14 protein-coding genes are annotated in these 16,081 nt (G+C 70.2%); 7 read left to right on the top strand and 7 right to left on the bottom strand.

Translation table 11 applies throughout. From position 1 onward, the window contains the following. Positions 1-18: 18 nt before the first annotated feature. Positions 19-597, bottom strand: coding sequence for a superoxide dismutase (locus tag IPH07_10730; GenBank protein MBK6917864.1), 579 nt, complete (start codon positions 595-597; stop codon positions 19-21). 233 nt (positions 598-830) lie between these two features. On the opposite strand from IPH07_10730, the gene panB reads away from it, so the two are divergent. From panB to IPH07_10715, 3 genes are read left to right on the top strand one after another with little or no spacing between them, the layout of a single operon-like run. Continuing rightward, positions 831-1,721 (top strand): 3-methyl-2-oxobutanoate hydroxymethyltransferase, encoded by an 891-nt coding sequence (gene panB, locus IPH07_10725; protein MBK6917863.1) that lies wholly within the window; start codon positions 831-833, stop codon positions 1,719-1,721. Positions 1,722-1,774: 53 nt separating this feature from the next. Continuing rightward, positions 1,775-2,491 carry a hypothetical protein gene (locus tag IPH07_10720; GenBank protein ID MBK6917862.1) on the top strand — a complete coding sequence of 239 codons (717 nt, stop codon included), beginning with the start codon at positions 1,775-1,777 and terminating at the stop codon, positions 2,489-2,491. After that, positions 2,488-3,360 (top strand): class I SAM-dependent methyltransferase, encoded by an 873-nt coding sequence (locus IPH07_10715; GenBank protein ID MBK6917861.1) that lies wholly within the window; start codon positions 2,488-2,490, stop codon positions 3,358-3,360. Before IPH07_10720 ends, IPH07_10715 begins: the two co-directional genes overlap by 4 nt. Before the next feature lie 4 nt (positions 3,361-3,364). On the opposite strand, the gene sppA is transcribed toward IPH07_10715, so the two are convergent. The 3 genes from sppA to miaB all read right to left on the bottom strand — a co-directional run bounded on the left by sppA (position 3,365) and on the right by miaB (position 7,859). Then, positions 3,365-6,010 carry a signal peptide peptidase SppA gene (gene sppA / locus IPH07_10710; protein MBK6917860.1) on the bottom strand — a complete coding sequence of 882 codons (2,646 nt, stop codon included), beginning with the start codon at positions 6,008-6,010 and terminating at the stop codon, positions 3,365-3,367. After that, positions 6,007-6,360: a co-chaperone GroES gene (locus IPH07_10705; protein MBK6917859.1), complete on the bottom strand. Its 354-nt coding sequence runs from the start codon at positions 6,358-6,360 to the stop codon at positions 6,007-6,009. Before IPH07_10705 ends, sppA begins: the two co-directional genes overlap by 4 nt. Before the next feature lie 89 nt (positions 6,361-6,449). Beyond that, a complete protein-coding gene (miaB, locus tag IPH07_10700; protein MBK6917858.1) occupies positions 6,450-7,859 on the bottom strand; it encodes a tRNA (N6-isopentenyl adenosine(37)-C2)-methylthiotransferase MiaB in 1,410 nt (469 codons plus the stop codon). A 329-nt stretch (positions 7,860-8,188) separates the two neighbouring features. On the opposite strand from miaB, the gene IPH07_10695 reads away from it, so the two are divergent. Then, the gene (locus tag IPH07_10695; GenBank protein MBK6917857.1) at positions 8,189-9,466 is read left to right on the top strand and encodes a peptidylprolyl isomerase; all 1,278 of its coding nucleotides are present in this window, start codon (positions 8,189-8,191) and stop codon (positions 9,464-9,466) included. A 124-nt stretch (positions 9,467-9,590) separates the two neighbouring features. Here the strand turns inward: IPH07_10695 and IPH07_10690 are convergent, their stop codons facing one another. Continuing rightward, positions 9,591-10,271 carry a hypothetical protein gene (locus IPH07_10690; GenBank protein ID MBK6917856.1) on the bottom strand — a complete coding sequence of 227 codons (681 nt, stop codon included), beginning with the start codon at positions 10,269-10,271 and terminating at the stop codon, positions 9,591-9,593. 246 nt (positions 10,272-10,517) lie between these two features. Between IPH07_10690 and IPH07_10685 the strand changes: the two genes are divergently transcribed. From IPH07_10685 to IPH07_10675, 3 genes are all read left to right on the top strand, one after another. Continuing rightward, positions 10,518-11,378 carry a sulfate adenylyltransferase subunit 2 gene (locus IPH07_10685; GenBank protein ID MBK6917855.1) on the top strand — a complete coding sequence of 287 codons (861 nt, stop codon included), beginning with the start codon at positions 10,518-10,520 and terminating at the stop codon, positions 11,376-11,378. Then, positions 11,341-13,182, top strand: coding sequence for an adenylyl-sulfate kinase (locus IPH07_10680; GenBank protein ID MBK6917854.1), 1,842 nt, complete (start codon positions 11,341-11,343; stop codon positions 13,180-13,182). Before IPH07_10685 ends, IPH07_10680 begins: the two co-directional genes overlap by 38 nt. A 78-nt stretch (positions 13,183-13,260) precedes the next feature. Next, positions 13,261-14,256, top strand: coding sequence for a ParB N-terminal domain-containing protein (locus tag IPH07_10675; GenBank protein MBK6917853.1), 996 nt, complete (start codon positions 13,261-13,263; stop codon positions 14,254-14,256). 22 nt (positions 14,257-14,278) lie between these two features. On the opposite strand, the gene IPH07_10670 is transcribed toward IPH07_10675, so the two are convergent. Both IPH07_10670 and IPH07_10665 read right to left on the bottom strand, forming a co-directional pair. Then, on the bottom strand, positions 14,279-15,058 hold the full coding sequence (locus IPH07_10670) for a hypothetical protein (GenBank protein MBK6917852.1): 780 nt from the start codon (positions 15,056-15,058) through the stop codon (positions 14,279-14,281). Between the two features lie 61 nt (positions 15,059-15,119). Then, entirely contained in the window at positions 15,120-15,947 is an 828-nt protein-coding gene (locus tag IPH07_10665; protein MBK6917851.1) for a hypothetical protein, read from the bottom strand. Between the last annotated feature and the right edge of the window lie 134 nt (positions 15,948-16,081).

Below are 16,081 nucleotides of genomic sequence, written 5' to 3'. Positions count from 1 at the left end.
CTGTTCGCGGGCCGCTGGCTAGGCCAGGTTCTCGTTCGCGAAGTCCCAGTTCACCAGGTGATCGAGGAACGCGTTGATGAACCCGGGACGGGCATTGCGGTAGTCGATGTAGTAGGCGTGCTCCCACACGTCGAGCGTGAGGATGCAGCGCTTGCCGTCGCGCAGCGGTGTGTCGGCGTTGGCGGTGGTGGTGATCGACAGCTTGCCGCCGTCCTGCACCAGCCACGCCCAGCCGGAGCCGAAGCGGCCGGTGGCGGCGGCGGCGAACTCGGCGCGGAACTTGTCGTAGCCGCCGAAGTCGCGATCGATTGCCGCGGCGATGTTGCCCTTGGGGGCACCGCCGCCCTGGGGCTTCATGCTGTTCCAGAAGAAGGTGTGGTTCCACACCTGCGCGGCCTGGTTGAACAGCGCGCCCTCGGTGGTGCGGATGAGCTCCTCGAGGGTCTTGTGCTCCTCGGGCTTGCCCGCGGTCAGCTCGTTGAGCTTGTTCAGGTAGGCCTGGTGGTGCTTGCCGTAGTGGTAGTCGAAGGTTTCGGCGCTCATGTGGGGCACGAGCGCGTCCTTGGCGAAGGGCAGCGGGGGAAGCGTGAAGCTCACGGTGACCTCGTTGGGGAAACGGCCGCGAGGGCCGAAGCGCGCGTAAGGTTGCACGATGGGATTCGCGCGTCAAACCGTGCACGGCACATTGCAGCGGCGCGCTGCACGATTCCCGGCCTCGGTGCCCGCTTGCGAGGGGGCGAGTGGCGCGGTCGGGTGCTATCGTGACCGCGCACCCCCGAGGCGGGGACCGAGCATGGCGCTCGGCCACGACCGGAGGCGGGAGGCCCGACGTGAGCGATACCCCCGAGGTCAAGTATGGCCGTCCGAGCGCTGCACCGCAGCTCGAGACGCGCAAGGCGATCACGGTGCCCGAGATCCGTGCGCGCAAGGGCGGCGAGCCGCTGACGATGGTCACGGCGTACGACGCGACCTTCGCCCGCATGCTCGACGAGGCCGGTGTGGAGCTGCTGCTGGTCGGCGACTCCCTGGGCATGGTCGTGCAGGGCAACGCCGACACGCTCGGCGTCACCGTCGACGACATCGTCTACCACACGCGCGCCGTCACTCGCGGCGCACGCCACTGTCACGTGGTCGGCGACATGCCGTTCCTCAGCTATCAGGTGACGCCTGAGGAGGCGGTGCGCAACGCCGGGCGCATCCTCGCACAGGGCGGAGCCCACGCCGTGAAGCTCGAGGGCGGTGCCGCGATCGCGCCGACCATCGCGCGCATCGTCGCCGCTGGCATCCCGGTGATGGCCCATGTGGGGCTGACCCCGCAATCGGTCCACGCGCTCGGGGGCTTCCGCGTGCAGGGCCGCGAGCACGACGACGCCGAGCGCATCTTCGCCGACGCGGTCGCGGTCGCGGAGGCCGGTGCGTACGCCCTCGTGCTCGAGGGCATCCCGGGCGAGCTCGCCGCGCGCATCACCGACGCGATCGCGATCCCGACCATCGGCATCGGCGCGGGCGTGCACTGCGACGGCCAGGTGCTGGTCTGCTACGACCTGCTGGGCATGACCGCCGATCTCCGGCCGAAGTTCGTCAAGCGCTACGACGACGGCTTCGATCGCGTGGTCGCGGCCGCGCGTCACTTCTGCGACGAGGTGAAGCAGCGCGCGTTCCCGGGCAGCGAGCACACCTTCGCGATGCGCAAGCGCCCAGTGTCGATCACCGGCACGTGACGACGCGCCCTTCGCCCCGCGGCCTGCCTGCGTTCTGGTAGGCTGCAGGGGCGATGCCGCTGTCACCGGAGCAGGAGTGGACGTTGGTCGCGTGCGGGCTCGTCGCGCACGCCGACGGGATCCTCGACGTCGGCGAGTGGGATCAGGTGTTGTGGATGCTCGACGAGCGTCTCGCCGCCGACGAGGCCGCCGGCTGGCTCGAGCTGCTCAGCCAACGCCAGGCCCTGCAGGCGCGCCTGACCGAGCTGCCGCTGCCGCCGCCGTTGTTCACCGAGTCGATCCTCGAGCGTGCTTGGCGGATGGCGTTGGCCGACGGTCGCGGCAGCGATGAGGAGCGTGCCGTGCACGACGAGATCGCCAGTCGCCTCGGCGCCGACCCGGCCGAGGTCAAGCAGCTGCGTCAGCGCTGGCGCGAGCAAGCCGCGCGCCGCGCCGACGCGGTGATTGCCTTCGCGGCCATGCTCGCCAACGCCGACGGCGTTGCCGACAGCGGCGAGCGGGCGGAGTTCGATGACCTCGTCGCTCGGATGCCGGTCGACGCCGCGCGTCGCGAGCAGCTGGCACAGATGATCGACGCCGCGCCTTCGATCGACGACGTGGTCGGTCGCCTGGCTGCGCTCGCCCCCGAGGAGCGGGGCATCGCGCTGGTCTCGCTGGTGCCGATCGTGCGGGCGTCGTTCACCGGCGATCGCGAGCGCCACCTCTTCCTCGAGCTCGCCGAGCGGGTCGCGATCCCGCGGGCCGACGCCGAGCGCATGCTCGAGCGATGAGCAGCGGCGCAGCGCGGCACGACGCCGACCGCATCGGCCCGACCGCGCACTACACCGGCTACGTGTGGCAGCGCCTGCACCTGCCGTACGCGCATCACCTGGCGACCACCCAGGGGGCGGTGCTCTACTGGGGCTTCTTCGCGCTCGGCGAGTGGACCACGCGGGTGTTGCCGGGGGTACCGAGCATGCGCGGCTACCTGGCCTACCGGCACCTGCTGATCGATGCCCTGCTCGAGGACCTCGCCCCCGACCGGCTGATCGAGCTCGGCGCCGGGCTGACGCCGCGTACGTTGCAGTGGGCGATCGACCGCGACGTCGCGTGCGTCGACGTCGATCTGCCGGACATGATCGACACCAAGCGTCGCGCGCTCGAGCGGCTCCCCGATTCGCTGCGTCGACGTGCGATGGCCCGGCTCACACTACAGCCCGCCGACGTGCTCGCGCCAGACTTCGCCGCGACCTTGCGCGCGCTGGTGGCCGGCGCCAAGCGACCGGCGATCGTCGCCGAAGGGCTGGTCAGCTACTTCGACGCCGACGCGCGAGCTGCCCTCATGCGCGTCGTCGCGGACGCGCTGGCGGACGGCGGCGACTTCGTGGTCGACCTGCACACCGCAGACGCGCAGGCCCAGCTCGGCCGCGCGACCAAGGTCCTGCGCGGGGCGATCAAGGCGCTCACACGGCGGCGGCACGCCCTCGATCCGCTGCGCGATCGCACCGCGCTGCACGGTGCGCTCGCGGACGCGGGCTTCGTCGGCAGCCGCATCCTCGACGCGCGCGACTGGGTCCGCCGCGTGCCTGCGCTGGGGCGGTTGTCGTCGCCCGCCCACGTCGTGCACGCGTGGCGCAGCAACGGCGCCGCGCCGCGTTGACGCGTCACTGCAGCGACCACGGCAAGATCGCGTGGGCCTTGCCGGGCGCGAGGAACAGCAGCGACAGCGGACCGCGGGCCAGCGCGACGTCCAGCGCCGGCGGCAGCTCGAGCTCGCCGCGGCGGCGGGGGCCACGGGCACGGTCGCGACGCGTGCGGGTGGTCGCGCGCGCGCTTGGATCGCGACGCTCGCGACCGAAGCCGAGTGCGCCGAGCACCAGCTCGACCAGCGAGCGCTGCTCGGGTAGCACCCGCAGCGGCAGCTCGGCGCGGCCGCGGATCCCCGCCCGCTTGCGCAGCTGTGCGATGGCCTCGTGTAGGCCGCCGATGTGATCGACGAGCCCGACTTGCTTGGCCTTTGCACCGATCCACACGCGCCCGCGGCCGAGCTCGTGCACGCGCTCGACGGCGAGCTTGCGCCCGTCGGCGACGCGGCTGCGGAACAGCTCGTAGGTGTGCTCGATCGACGCCTGCACGCGCGCGCGCTGGTCGTCGTCGTAGGGGTGCCAGGGCGCCTGGATGTCGGGGTTCTGGCCCTGCTTCATCGTCACGGCCGTGACCCCGAGCTTGGCCAGCAGGCCCGAGACGTCGGGGTGGATCGAGATCACGCCGATCGAACCCGTGATGGTGACGGGATCGGCGAACACGGTGTCCGTGCCAGTCGCGACGTAGTAGCCGCCCGAGGCGGCCACGTCGCCCATCGACACCACGATCGGCGGCTGCGTGCGCGGATCCTTCTGTTGCGCCTCGCGGGTCAGCTGGACCTCGCGCCACATGACGTCGGACGCGAGCGCCGAGCCGCCGCCGCTGTTCACCCGCAGCACGATGCCCTTGCAGGCGGGGTCGCCCCGCAGCTCGCGGAGCGTACGGGCGATGGTGTCACCGCCGACGAAGTGCAGCCCGAGCAGCGGGATCGTGCGGCTCTCGCCATCGATGATGGTGCCCTCGACCAGGACCACGCCGATGTACGGTGCGTCGGACCAGGTTGCCGCGCCGTGATCGGCATCGGGGAAACGCTTGAACTCGACCTGCGCGCCGATCACGTCGGAGACCCGCTCGAGCAGCTGATCGCGGAACACCACCTCGTCGACGAGCGCGGCCTCCACCGCCTGCTCGGGGGTCTGCGGCGCTGCGTCGAACGCAGCTCGCACGGTGCTGCGCGCCAGCTTGCGCGCGCGCGCGATGTCGCCGACCGCCTGGGCGTAGGTCGCCTCGAGCACGGCTTGCTTCTGCTCGCGATCGGGCGCGGTGGGGGCGTTCTCGGTGAACGACTCGCCGGCGCTCTTGTACTCGTCGATGCGGATCACTTCGGCGCGCACGCCGAGCTTCGCCAGCGCGTCCTTGAAGTAGAAGCTGGTGCTGGCGATGCCGTAGGCCTCGAGCGAGCCGGCCGGATGCATGTAGATCCGCTCGGCCGCAGTTGCCACGTAGTACGCCGGCAGGCTCGCGCCCTCGAGATACGCGAACACGTGGCCGCCCGCGTCGCGCACCCGCACGAGCGCCTGCCGCAGCTCCCACAGCGTGCCCCAGCCGGCCTTGCCCGGGGGATAGACCACCAGCACGCTGCGCTCACCGGCCGCCCGCGCGCGCTCGAGTCGTTCGAGCATCGCGATCAGGCTGGTCTCGTCGGAAACCTCCGCGAGATCGATGCGCTCGGCGTCGATGCGACGTGGCCAGAACACGCGGTCGTTGCGACGGCTCGACAGGTGGGCCTCGAAGCCGAGGCCATCGACGCCGCTGCCGAGCCCGGCGTGCAGCCCCGCGCGCGCGCGCACGAAGTCCCAGCCGAGCTCGAGCGCGACCGAACCGCGCAGCGCTCGGTCGGTGCGTAGCGGCTGCAGGCTGGTCTGATCGAGTGTCGTGACCTCGACCTGCTCGACCTCGCCGAGCAGCGCCACGCCGCGATGCCGCAGCGCCAGGCGACCGCGCGGGTACAGCCCGGCGGTGCCGCCCAAGCGCGACAGCGCGGTGCCGGGCTCTGCCCGCGCGAGCACGGCCCGCACGCCACCGGCGAGCTCGAGCGTGCGCGTGCCGAGCGGGCGCAGCGAGACCTCGCCGATGAGTGCAGCTTCGGAGCGGAACTCGTCGTCGCGCAGATCTCCGGGGCCGAGCCGGGCGGTGAGGCCGATCGAGCCGTAGTTGCGGATGCGGTACATCGCGCCGAGGTCGAGGTCCGGCCGCCGCAGCCACTGGTTCTCGCTGCGGATGCCGTGCACCGCGATGCCGAACGAGCCCTTCTCGCCGAGGCCAGCGGAGAACGCCCACGTCAGCTTCGTTGCCGAGGGGTTGCGTGACTCTGCGAAGTCGAAGATGCCCTTGCCCAGGCGCGGCTGCAGGAACTGGGCCCCGAACCCGAGCGCGAGGCCGAAGCGCAGATTGGCCGCGACGAACGCACCGAAGCCGCTGCCGCGCGCGTAGGTCGACAGCGCCTGGTAGCCCAACAACGCCACGTCGAGGCCGGGCGCCGCGCTGAGCAGCGCCGGGTTGAGCTCCATGCTGCTGGCGTCGCCTTCCGACGAGTAGTCGTGGATCGGTCGGTCGACGCCCTCCGAGACCGTGCGCTCCTGGGTTTGTGGCGGCGCTGCCAGTGCCTCCTGGGCGACCAAGCACGATGCGAGCGCGATCGCGCCGAGTCGTCGCGCGACCGTCACTGGATCTCGTCCTGCGTGATGATGTCGACCAGCGCGAGCACGTAGCGCACCTCGAGGATTCTGAGCGTCTCGTCCCACGGCACCGCGATCCCGCGCTCCTTCTCGAACAACACGTTGGCGCCGAGCGGGATACCGCTGACGTTCTTGCCGAGGTCGGGCTCGTCGTCGTCGTCGTCGTCGTCGTCGAGGCTCGCGTCGGACTTCGGCATCGTGCGCGCGACCTCGACCACCTCGCCGAGCAGTGCTGCGGCGTGGGCATCCTTCACGCCCTGCGGCAGGAACAACCCCGCCTCGGAGCGGTCGGGGTTCTTGACGATGCGCACCAACACGCGGGGGCCCAGCGGCTGGATATGCCGCGATACCCGGGTGTTCGCGCTGTCGGCGGGGGGCTCGACGGTCGCGGCGCCGTCGGTCGCGGCAGGCTTCGACTTGGGTCGGTTCATGGTTCGGCTTTCGGCGCCCGCACGGGCTCGGCGACCAGCGAGTGGCCGGTGCTGTCGGTCACGAGGATCTCGACGATGTCGCCCGTGCGTGCGGCGTCGAGCGGCAGCAGGGCCGTGAAGGCCTGGGGCGTGCGACCGCGCAGGCGATCGCCGCGGTGTGTCGGGCCGCCGACGAGCACGGAGGTGATGCGCCCGATCTGCGCGGCGTGGGCCGCCCGCGTGTGCTCCTCCTGGAGGGCGATCATCTCGCGCAGGCGGCGGGCCTTGGTCTCGGGCGGCACGTCGTCGACCAGCTTGCGCGCGGCGTGGGTGATGCCGCGATCGCTGTACTGGAACATGAACGCCGTGTCGAACTTCACCTCGCGCATGAGCGCGAGCGTCTGGGCGTGGTCGTCCTCGGTCTCGCCGCAGAAGCCGACCATCAGGTCGGTCGACAGCGCGAGCTCCGGCATCGCCGCACGTAGCCGCTCGACCAGCCGCAGGTAGCTCTCGCGGTCGTGGCCACGGCCCATGCGCTCCAGCACCGCGTCCGCGCCGGACTGCAGCGGTAGGTGCAGCTGCGGCATGATCTCCGGCACGCACGCCATGGTCTCGATCAGTCGCTCGTCGACGTCGCGCGGGTAGGGGCTGGTGAAGCGCACGCGCTCGATGCCATCCACGCGCGCGACCATGCGCAGCAGCGTCGAGAAGTCGACGTCGTCGTGGCGGTACGAGTTGACGGTCTGGCCCAGCAGCATCACCTCGCGGTAGCCGCGTGCCGCCAGGGCCCGCGCAGTGCGGAGGATCTCCGCCGGCGCCACCCCGCGCTCACGCCCGCGGGTGTACGGCACCACGCAGAAGCTGCAGAACTTGTCGCAGCCGCGCTGAATCGTGATCTGGCCGCTGATGCCGTCGTCGTCGGGGATGCCGTCGAGGCCCTCGTAGGTCTCGTCGCGATCGAGGCGTACGTCGACCACGTGCTCCCCGGCGCGCGCGCGCGCGACCATGTCGGCGATGCCGCGGTAGCTGTCGGGGCCGGCGACGATGCGGATGTACGGCGCTCGCTCGGCGACCTTCTCGCGCAGGTGCTCGGCCATGCAGCCGGTGATGCCGATGACGAGCGCTGGGTTCTCGCGGGTGTGACGGAGCAGATCGCTGGTGCGACCCCACACGCGATCCTCGGCCTTCTCACGAATCGCACACGTGTTGACGAGGATGACGTCGGCGGTCGCGGGATCGTCGACGCGCGCGTACCCTGCCGCGGCGAGGCGACCGGCGATCAGCGCCGAGTCAGCCTCGTTCATCTGGCAGCCGAAGGTCTCGAGGTAGACGCGCCCGCACGTGCCGGTGCCGTCGGCCGCCGGCGTCGCCGCCTGCAGACCTGCCGGCGAGCCGTCGCGCGGCCGGATGCGCACCAGTTGCGTCATGGGCGGCGGCATCTTCACGCCAAACCTCGGTCGCGGTCCAGCACGGCCCTGACACCGTGCGTTGGCGCTCTGATGCACGTGCGTGCAGCGCGGCGACGCCGACGAAGGGCATGCGCGGGGTCCGGGGCGCTCGCGGCTGGCATTTCGCGCTCACGCTGCCGGGGCGGCTGGGCCTCGCCCGGCGCGCCGCGGCTCTCGAGGCGGTTCCATGCCGTCGCGCGGCCGGGTTTGCTCGCCGCGGGGCGGGTCGCTTATAGTCCGCACCGCGAAACCAAGGCCGACCGCCTCGCGAAGTTCGCGATGGCTGGACACCGCATTTCGGAGCGCCCATGCGTCGACTGTATCCCTATATCGTCAGCAGCTTCCTGTTCCCGATCGCCTGCGGCAACCCGCCCAAGCCAGAGAAGGCGCAGGACCTCGAGAAGATCCAACCGAAGGACAGCGCCGGTGATGCTGGTGCCGCACTCGGTGCGATTCCCGATGGGCCGATCGCCACTGTCAACGGCGTCGAGATCCCGAACGCGAAGTTCCGCGAGATCTACGACCTCAAGGTCAAGAAGTACGCCGACCGTGGTCGCGAGATCCCGGCGTCGGCCGATCGCCGCTACCGGAAGTCCATCGTCGAGCGCCTCATCTACCACGAGGTGCTCAAGCAGGAGGCGGAGTCGCTCGGCGTGAAGTACGACGAGGCCGCTCTGAAGGAGCGCGAGGAGCAGCAGAAGCGGGGCATCCGCGACTGGGACAAGCACCTCGAGCGCCGCGGGGAGACCGAGGCCAGCCTGCGCGAGATGTACATCGCGGAGCTGCGCGAGAAGGCCATCCTCGACAAGTCGGGCAAGCTCAAGGTCACGCCCGAGGAGATCGAAGAGGACTATCAGAAGATCAAGGGCAACTGGAAGTCGGACCAGCCGCGCGTGCGGGCGTCTCACATCCTGATCCCGGTGGGCCCGGCGAAGACCGCCATGGATCCCCACGTCGAGCCCGGCGCCACCGAGAAGCCGACGCCCGAAGGCACGCCCGAAGAGCAGGCCAAGTGGGACGCCGAGGCCAAGGCGAAGGCCGAAGAGATCTACAAGTTGGTCACGGCACCCGACGCCGACTTCGCGGCGATCGCCAAGGACAAGTCCACCGGGCCGTCCGCGGCCAAGGGTGGCGACATCAGCATCTTCACCGCCGACCGCATGGCGGAGGAGTTCAGCAAGGTCGCCTTCGAGATGAACGTCGGCGACGTCAGCAAGCCGGTGAAGACCAAGTTCGGCTACCACATCATCAAGCTCACCGGGAAGTGGCCGGCCGGCGAGCTGCCCAAGGAGGCGCTCGAGGATCAGATCGTCAGTCGCCTCGAGCAGCGCAAGCTGCATCAGGGGCGCCGCGAGCTGAAGGACGAGCTGCTCGCCAAGTACACGATCGTCGACAACGTCGCGCCGACCCTCGGGCCCGAGCCGGAGAAGAAGGCACCGAGCGGCAAGCGCGAGATCATGGACCGCAAGGGCGCCGGCGCCGGTGCCCGTCGCGGAGGTGCGCCGGCGGCCGCACTCAAGATCGACGGTGCGCCGGAGCAGGACGAGAAGAAGGACGAGCCCGAGGATCCCGACGCGCCCGAGTGAGCTCGAGCCCGACCGTCCTGGCGAGCGCCCGCGGGCGTTCGACGATGGGCGTGAACCAATGAAAAAACGGGGCCGCCTTGCCGGGCGAGCCCCGTTTTTTCGTGGTTGGTGGCGAGCGCGGCGACTACAGGAAGGTGCCGCCCACGTGGAGGCCGAAGATCAGCTGGTGAACCGGGGCGAGGTCGCGGTTCTGCGGGTCCTTGGTGCACGAGGTGGTGTCACCGACCTCGTGGCAGACCTTGTTGTGGCCGTTGAGCAGCACGTCCGCCTTCACGCCGAGGAAGATGCGTCGGCTGACGAAGACGTCGATGCTCGGCGAGAAGACCCACGAGAAGCCCTGCGAGTACTGCTTGTCGCCACCGCTGATGATGAACGCTTGTCGCGAGAAGCCCGGGCCCATGCCGAGACCGAAGTCGAAGCGCCACACCGGCAAGATTGGCTTCACGATGCCGTACACGCTGTTCTGGTACGCACGCTTGAAGCCACCCATGCCTTGCACTTCATACTGCGTGTCGAAGAAGCCGAGGTTGTACGCCGCGCCAGCGTAGATCCACGGCTTGAAGCGGTAGCCGAGCTCTGCGCCGAGACCGAAGGACGGGCGGGTCTTGCCGTCGACGGTGATGTCGGGGTCGTGCAACGACCGCTTGCACTTGGCCTCGCCGGGCATGCACACCGAACCGCCGAGCGTGATACCGAACTGGCCGCCCTTGCGCGTGATGTTGGGCTTCGCCTCGGCGGAGGTGGCGGCGAAGAGGGCGCCCGCGAGGGCAACGGTGGGCAGGGCGAGACGGGTGAGGGCGTGCATGGGCTTCCTCGAGCGGCCTGCCGCGGTGTCACGCGAAGCACGCGCGTCACCCCTGGGCAGCTCGTGGGGAGCATAGACGCGGGCCCGCGCCGTGGGTATTCACGACCCCGACGTGGGCCCACCGGAGGGCAAAAATACGGCCCGACGCACGAAAATGAAACTCGCGTCGACGGCCGCGAATTGCTGCGCTAGCATCCCAGCGGCTCTCGACTCGACTATTTTACTGTCGAAAGCCGGGATTTTCGGATGACGCCGCTCGAAGCGCTCGAAGAGCAGAGCATCTACATCTTCCGCGAGGCCTACAAGCACTTCCGGCAGCTCTGCATGCTGTGGTCCATCGGCAAGGACTCCACGGTGATGCTGTGGCTGGCCCGCAAGGCCTTCTTCGGCCACGTGCCATTCCCGCTGGTGCACATCGACACCAGCTACAAAGTGCCGTCGATGATCGCGTACCGCGACGAGCTCGCGCGGCGATGGAAGCTGCAGATGGTCGTCGGTCAGAACCGCGAGGCACTCGCCGCCGGCATGAACCACACCCACGGCCGCCTCAACTGTTGCCGGGCGCTCAAGACCGATGCGTTGCTCCACACCCTCGACGGTTCGTGGCCACGGATGCGCATGGGACCTGACGGGGTCTACCGCGAGGAGGAGCGACCCGAGGCGTTCACCGGTGTGATTGTCGGGGCGCGCGCAGACGAAGAGGGCAGTCGTAGCAAGGAACGGTACTTCTCGCCGCGCGATCACAGCGGCGACTGGGACGTGTCCGAGCAGCCGCCCGAGCTGTGGAACCAGTTCAAGACCGACTTCGCGGCCGGCACCCACGTCCGCATCCACCCGCTGCTCGACTGGACCGAGACCAACGTCTGGGAGTACATCGAGCGCGAGCGGATCCCGATCATCGACATCTACTTCGATGATGGCACCGGCCACCGCTACCGCTCGATCGGTTGCGAGTGCTGCACCAGCAAGATCGAGTCGACTGCCCGCACCACGGGCGACATTCTGGTCGAGCTGCGCCGTACCAACGTGCCGGAGCGCGCCGGCCGGGCCCAGGACCAGGAAGACACGTATGCGATGGAGAAGCTCCGTCGCGAAGGGTACATGTGACGTGGACCAGCCGGTAGCGACCGCGGACGCCCGCGAGACCATGCAGATCGTGATCGTCGGCCACGTCGATCACGGCAAGTCCACCCTGGTCGGTCGCCTGCTGGCCGACACCGGCGTGCTGGGTGACGGCAAGCTCGAGAAGGTGCGCGCCACCTGCGAGCGCCAGGGCAAGGTGTTCGAGTACGCGTTCCTGCTCGACGCCCTCGAAGCCGAGCAGGACCAGGGCATCACCATCGACGCCGCGCGCGTCTTCTTCCGCAGCGACTCGCGGGACTACATCATCATCGATGCGCCGGGGCACATCGAGTTCCTCAAGAACATGGTGACCGGCGCCGCGCGGGCCGAGGCCGCGGTGCTGCTCATCGATGCCAAGGAGGGCGTTCGCGAGAACAGCCGCCGGCACGGGTACCTGCTCGGCATGCTGGGCATCCGCCAGGTCGCGGTGGTCGTCAACAAGATGGACCTCGTCGGCTTCGATCGCGCGCACTTCGATGGCATCGTGACCGAGTACCGCGCGTTCCTTGCCGAGGTCGGCATCACGCCCGCGCACTTCATCCCGATGGCGGCCCGCAGCGGTGACAACGTCGCGTCACGCAGCGCGTCGACGCCGTGGTACGACGGCCCCACGGTGCTGGAGGCGGTCGATGGCTTCCGCAAGGCGCCTGCGCGCACCGACCTGCCGCTGCGCATGCCGGTGCAGGACGTCTACAAGTGGGGGCATCGTGGCGACGACGCCAGGATCATCGCTGGCCGCGTCGAGGCCGGAGCGGTGCGCGTGGGCGAGCGGGTGCTGTTCTCGCCATCCAACAAGACCGCCACCGTGGCCTCCATCGAGCGCTGGGCCGCGCCGACCCCGGAGGTCGGCGAGGCTGGCCGCTCGGTCGGTGTCACGCTGGATCAGCAGCTTTTCATCGAGCGCGGCGAGATCATGAGCCACCTGCACGACGCGCCCGAGGTCGGCACGCGCCTGCGGGTGAACCTGTTCTGGCTTGGGAGGCGGGCGATGGAGCCCAGTCGCGTGTACAAGCTGAAGCTGGCGACGGCGGCGACCGAGGTCCGTATCGCGCAGATCCACCGCGTGTTGGACGCCAGCGATCTGCAGACCCACGGCGACAAGCCGCGGGTCGATCGACACGACGTCGCCGACCTCGAGCTGGTGACGCGCCACGCGATCGCGTTCGATCGGAACGAGGACAACGAGGCCACCGGTCGCTTCGTCATCGTCGACGGCTACGACATCGCGGGCGGCGGCATCGTGCGCGAGCTGGTGCCGGACGAGCAGCACGCACTGCGCATGCACAGCCGCCTGCGCGACGTCGAGTGGGTGCGCGGCGACATCACCGCCGGCCAGCGCGCAGAGCAGAACGGCCACCCCGCGACCCTCGTGATGATCACGGGCGGCCACGGCGTCGGCAAGCACGCGCTCGCGCGCGCGCTGGAGTCCGTGCTGGCGCGCAGCGGCCACCACGCCTACCTCCTCGACGGGAAGAACGTCTTCCTCGGTGTCGACGCCGACCTCGCGCTCGACGACCGCGACGAGCTGGTGCGACGCTTCGGCGAGGTCGCACACCTACTGCTCGACGCCGGCATGTTGGTCGTGTCGACGACCAACGTGATCGGGCTAGCGGATCACCGGGCGATCGAGACACTGGTCGCGCCGGCGCCCGTGTTCGCCGTTCACCTCGGCGCCGATGGTGCAGGGGAGCGCGCGGCGCTCCACTTCGAGGCCAACGTTGCCGTCGACGGCGCCGTGGTCGGCATCGTCGACGAGCTGCGCCGTCGCGGTCGTCTGCGGCCGCGCTGATCGTCCGAGCACTTGTCGCGCCACACGGTTCGGGGCCAACCTCGCCGGGCCCGGCCGCGTGCGGGGCCGGAGTTCGAGATGGCGAAGGCGAGCAAGAAGGCCAGCAAGGCGGCCAGCAATTCCGAGGGCAGCACCGCGAAGAGGAAGACCTCGCGCAAGAAGGCGGCGGTCGAGGCGGGCTCGCGGGGCCTCGGGTCCGACGAGCTGCTCGCCGCCGACGCCGAGCCCGAGCTGGCGCGTCGGGTCGAGGCCGACGGCGGGCAGGTGCTGGCGCGCTACCGCGATCCCCTGGGTGGTCACGTCACCCTGCTCGTGTCGCTGCCGATCGACCGCGTGGCACCGACGCCGTTCCAGCGCGATCTCTCGGCGACCCACGTCAAGCGACTCGGCGAGGTGATCGACAAGCTCGACTGGTTCCTCGATCCCATCGTGGTCGTGCGCGGTGACGACGGCGTGTACCTCACGCCCAATGGCAACCATCGCCTGTCGGCGATGAAGAACCTCGGGGCCAAGGCGATCGTCGCGCTGCTCGTGCCGCAGTACCAAGTCGCCTACAAGATCCTCGCGCTGAACACCGAGAAGGCCCACAACCTCCGCGAGAAGGCGCTCGAAGTGATCCGGATGGCGCGGTCGCTGGCCGAGCTCGATCCGCGGCCGGAGCAGGAGTTCGCGCTGGAGTTCGAGGAACCGTCGCTGGTGACGTTGGGCGCCTGCTACGAGCAGCGCGGACGCTTCTCGGGTGGCGCGTACAACCCCGTGCTGCGGCGTGTCGACGCGTTCTTGGCCGCGCCGCTGCCCGAGGCGCTGGCGGTGCGCGACGCCCGGGCCGCCGCCGTGCTGGGGCTCGACGACGAAGTCACTGCGGCGGTCGAGCGCTGCAAGCAGCGTGGCCTCGAAAGCCCCTACCTGCGCGCGTTCGTGGTGGCGCGCATCAACCCGCTGCGCTTCGACAAGGGCGCCGGCGGTGACTTCGACGACGTCATCGCGCGCATGACCGCCGCGGCGGCGAAGTTCGACCCTGCGAAGATCAGCGCCGATCAGCTGGCCAGCGCCGGCGGGGCGGCCGACGAGTGACGACCGCGGCGCTCTGGGTGCGCTAGAACTCGTAGTTCACGGTGTACTCGACGCACTGCTCCGCGGCCTGATCGATGCGGATCCAAACCTGCGCCGAGTCGTCGACGCTGCCCGCGCAGTTGAAGTCGGACATCGACAGCGAGCCCGGCGCGCAGCAACCCGGCTGACCGCCGGGCGCGTTGGCGGCCTCGCTGCCCGGCGGGCACGTCACCTCGGCGTCGGCGCCGTCGTCGGCACACGCGAGGAACTTGCACAGGCGAAGACCGCCGTTGGCGATCACCATGCGCGAGGGGGCGACGCCCGGCGGTAGGCCGACGTTGTCCTCGCCCTGGTAGGTGAACCAGTCGACGTCGAGTGCGTGGTCGAGCTCGCCGGCGATCGACCCGGGATCGTCGCCGTCGCCGAGCGTGCCGAGGTCGACGGCGGCGTCTTGGGAATCGTTGGGTTCGTAGCCGTCGATCCCACACGCCACCGCGGCCTCGCAGACGTCGGCGACACACACGGTGCCCTCGTCGCAGGTGTCGTCGGCGCCACAGGGGCAGTCGATGGTGCCCGCGGGGCAGTCGGCGCCCGAGCTGCTTCCGGGGCCGTCGCTGCTGCCGGTGTCGACCGCGGTGGTGCCGGTCGTCGTCGAGTCGTCGCTGGTGGTGCTGGAGGTGCTCGCCGAGGTCGACGACGTGTTCGTGCTCGATGTCGTCAGCGACGTCGAGCTGTCGGCGTCGGTGGTGCCGCTCGATGAGGAACCGCCGCTGCCGACCGCGTCGTCGTTGCTCGCGCAGGCGATCGGAGTCGAAGCGAACATCAGAGCAAGGGGCCAAGTGCGCATGCCCCGAGCATATGCCACGAACCCTTGGGCACGCGCGTCAGGGCGACAACACCAGCAATGCCGCCCCCTGTGCGGTCGCGATCTCGACGGCGCAGCCCGCCACCGGAAGCTGCCCCGACTCCGGCGGGAGCGCGCGGTGGGGGCGGTGCTCGCCGCGGGCCTCCAGTCGCCGCGCCGCGTGGCCGCCGAACAGCACCAAGAAGGCGCCGACGGCCGCGTCGAGCTTGAGGGCGCCGGGGCCGGCGGCCGCGCCATCGAGCAGCGCCTCCGCCATCGCACGTGCCACCCGACGATCGACCGAGAGCCCGATCATGCAGCCGAGATCACCCTCGATGACGCAGCGGGCCTGATGATCGTAGGCATGCCCGTCCCACACCACCGGCGGCGACAGCCGCACCGGCGTGGCGAGCACCCGCCGAAGCATGCGAGACAGGCCGTCGGAGAGCTGGTCGAGCAGGACGCGGGTCTCGCCGCCGATCTCGTCGGGCGTTGCATCGTCGCGCTCGAAGGCCTCGACCCACTCGTCGACCTCGGTGGCGCTCAACACCCCGATCTCGACCAGGGCATCCGACAGCCGTAGGTTCTCGAGCTGCTGCTCCCACGCGAGCTGCTCGATGCGCGCCGCGGTGGCCTTGCCGATGCCGAGCGCGATCGCGATGTCGCCCCAGCGACCGTCGACGTGGCGTTGCAACGCGTTGATCTCGTCGGCCTGGGCGGGTGTCACCAATCCATGGGCGACCGCCAGCTCACCGATGGTGGAGTTGACCGCGCGCAGCAGTGCCAGCGCCTCCCGCAGGTCAGCGGGCGTGATGACGCCGCGGTGCACGAGCCACTGCCCGAACAGGCGCGGGCGCGGACGCAGCACGTGCGTTGCGGACGTCTCGGCGTGGGGGGCAAGGGCTCCTGGTGTGGCGAACGCGTCCATCGTCGCCCAGGGCCATCGACGGCCACCCCGGCCCACTTGAGCCCGCCGGCGCCGCCTTGCGGGAGACGGCGTCC

The organism is Deltaproteobacteria bacterium, from assembly GCA_016709225.1.
In the GTDB taxonomy this organism is placed as follows: Bacteria; Myxococcota_A; Polyangia; order Nannocystales; family Nannocystaceae; genus Xiheibacterium; species Xiheibacterium phototrophicum.
This window is presented reverse-complemented; position numbering and strand designations above follow the sequence as displayed.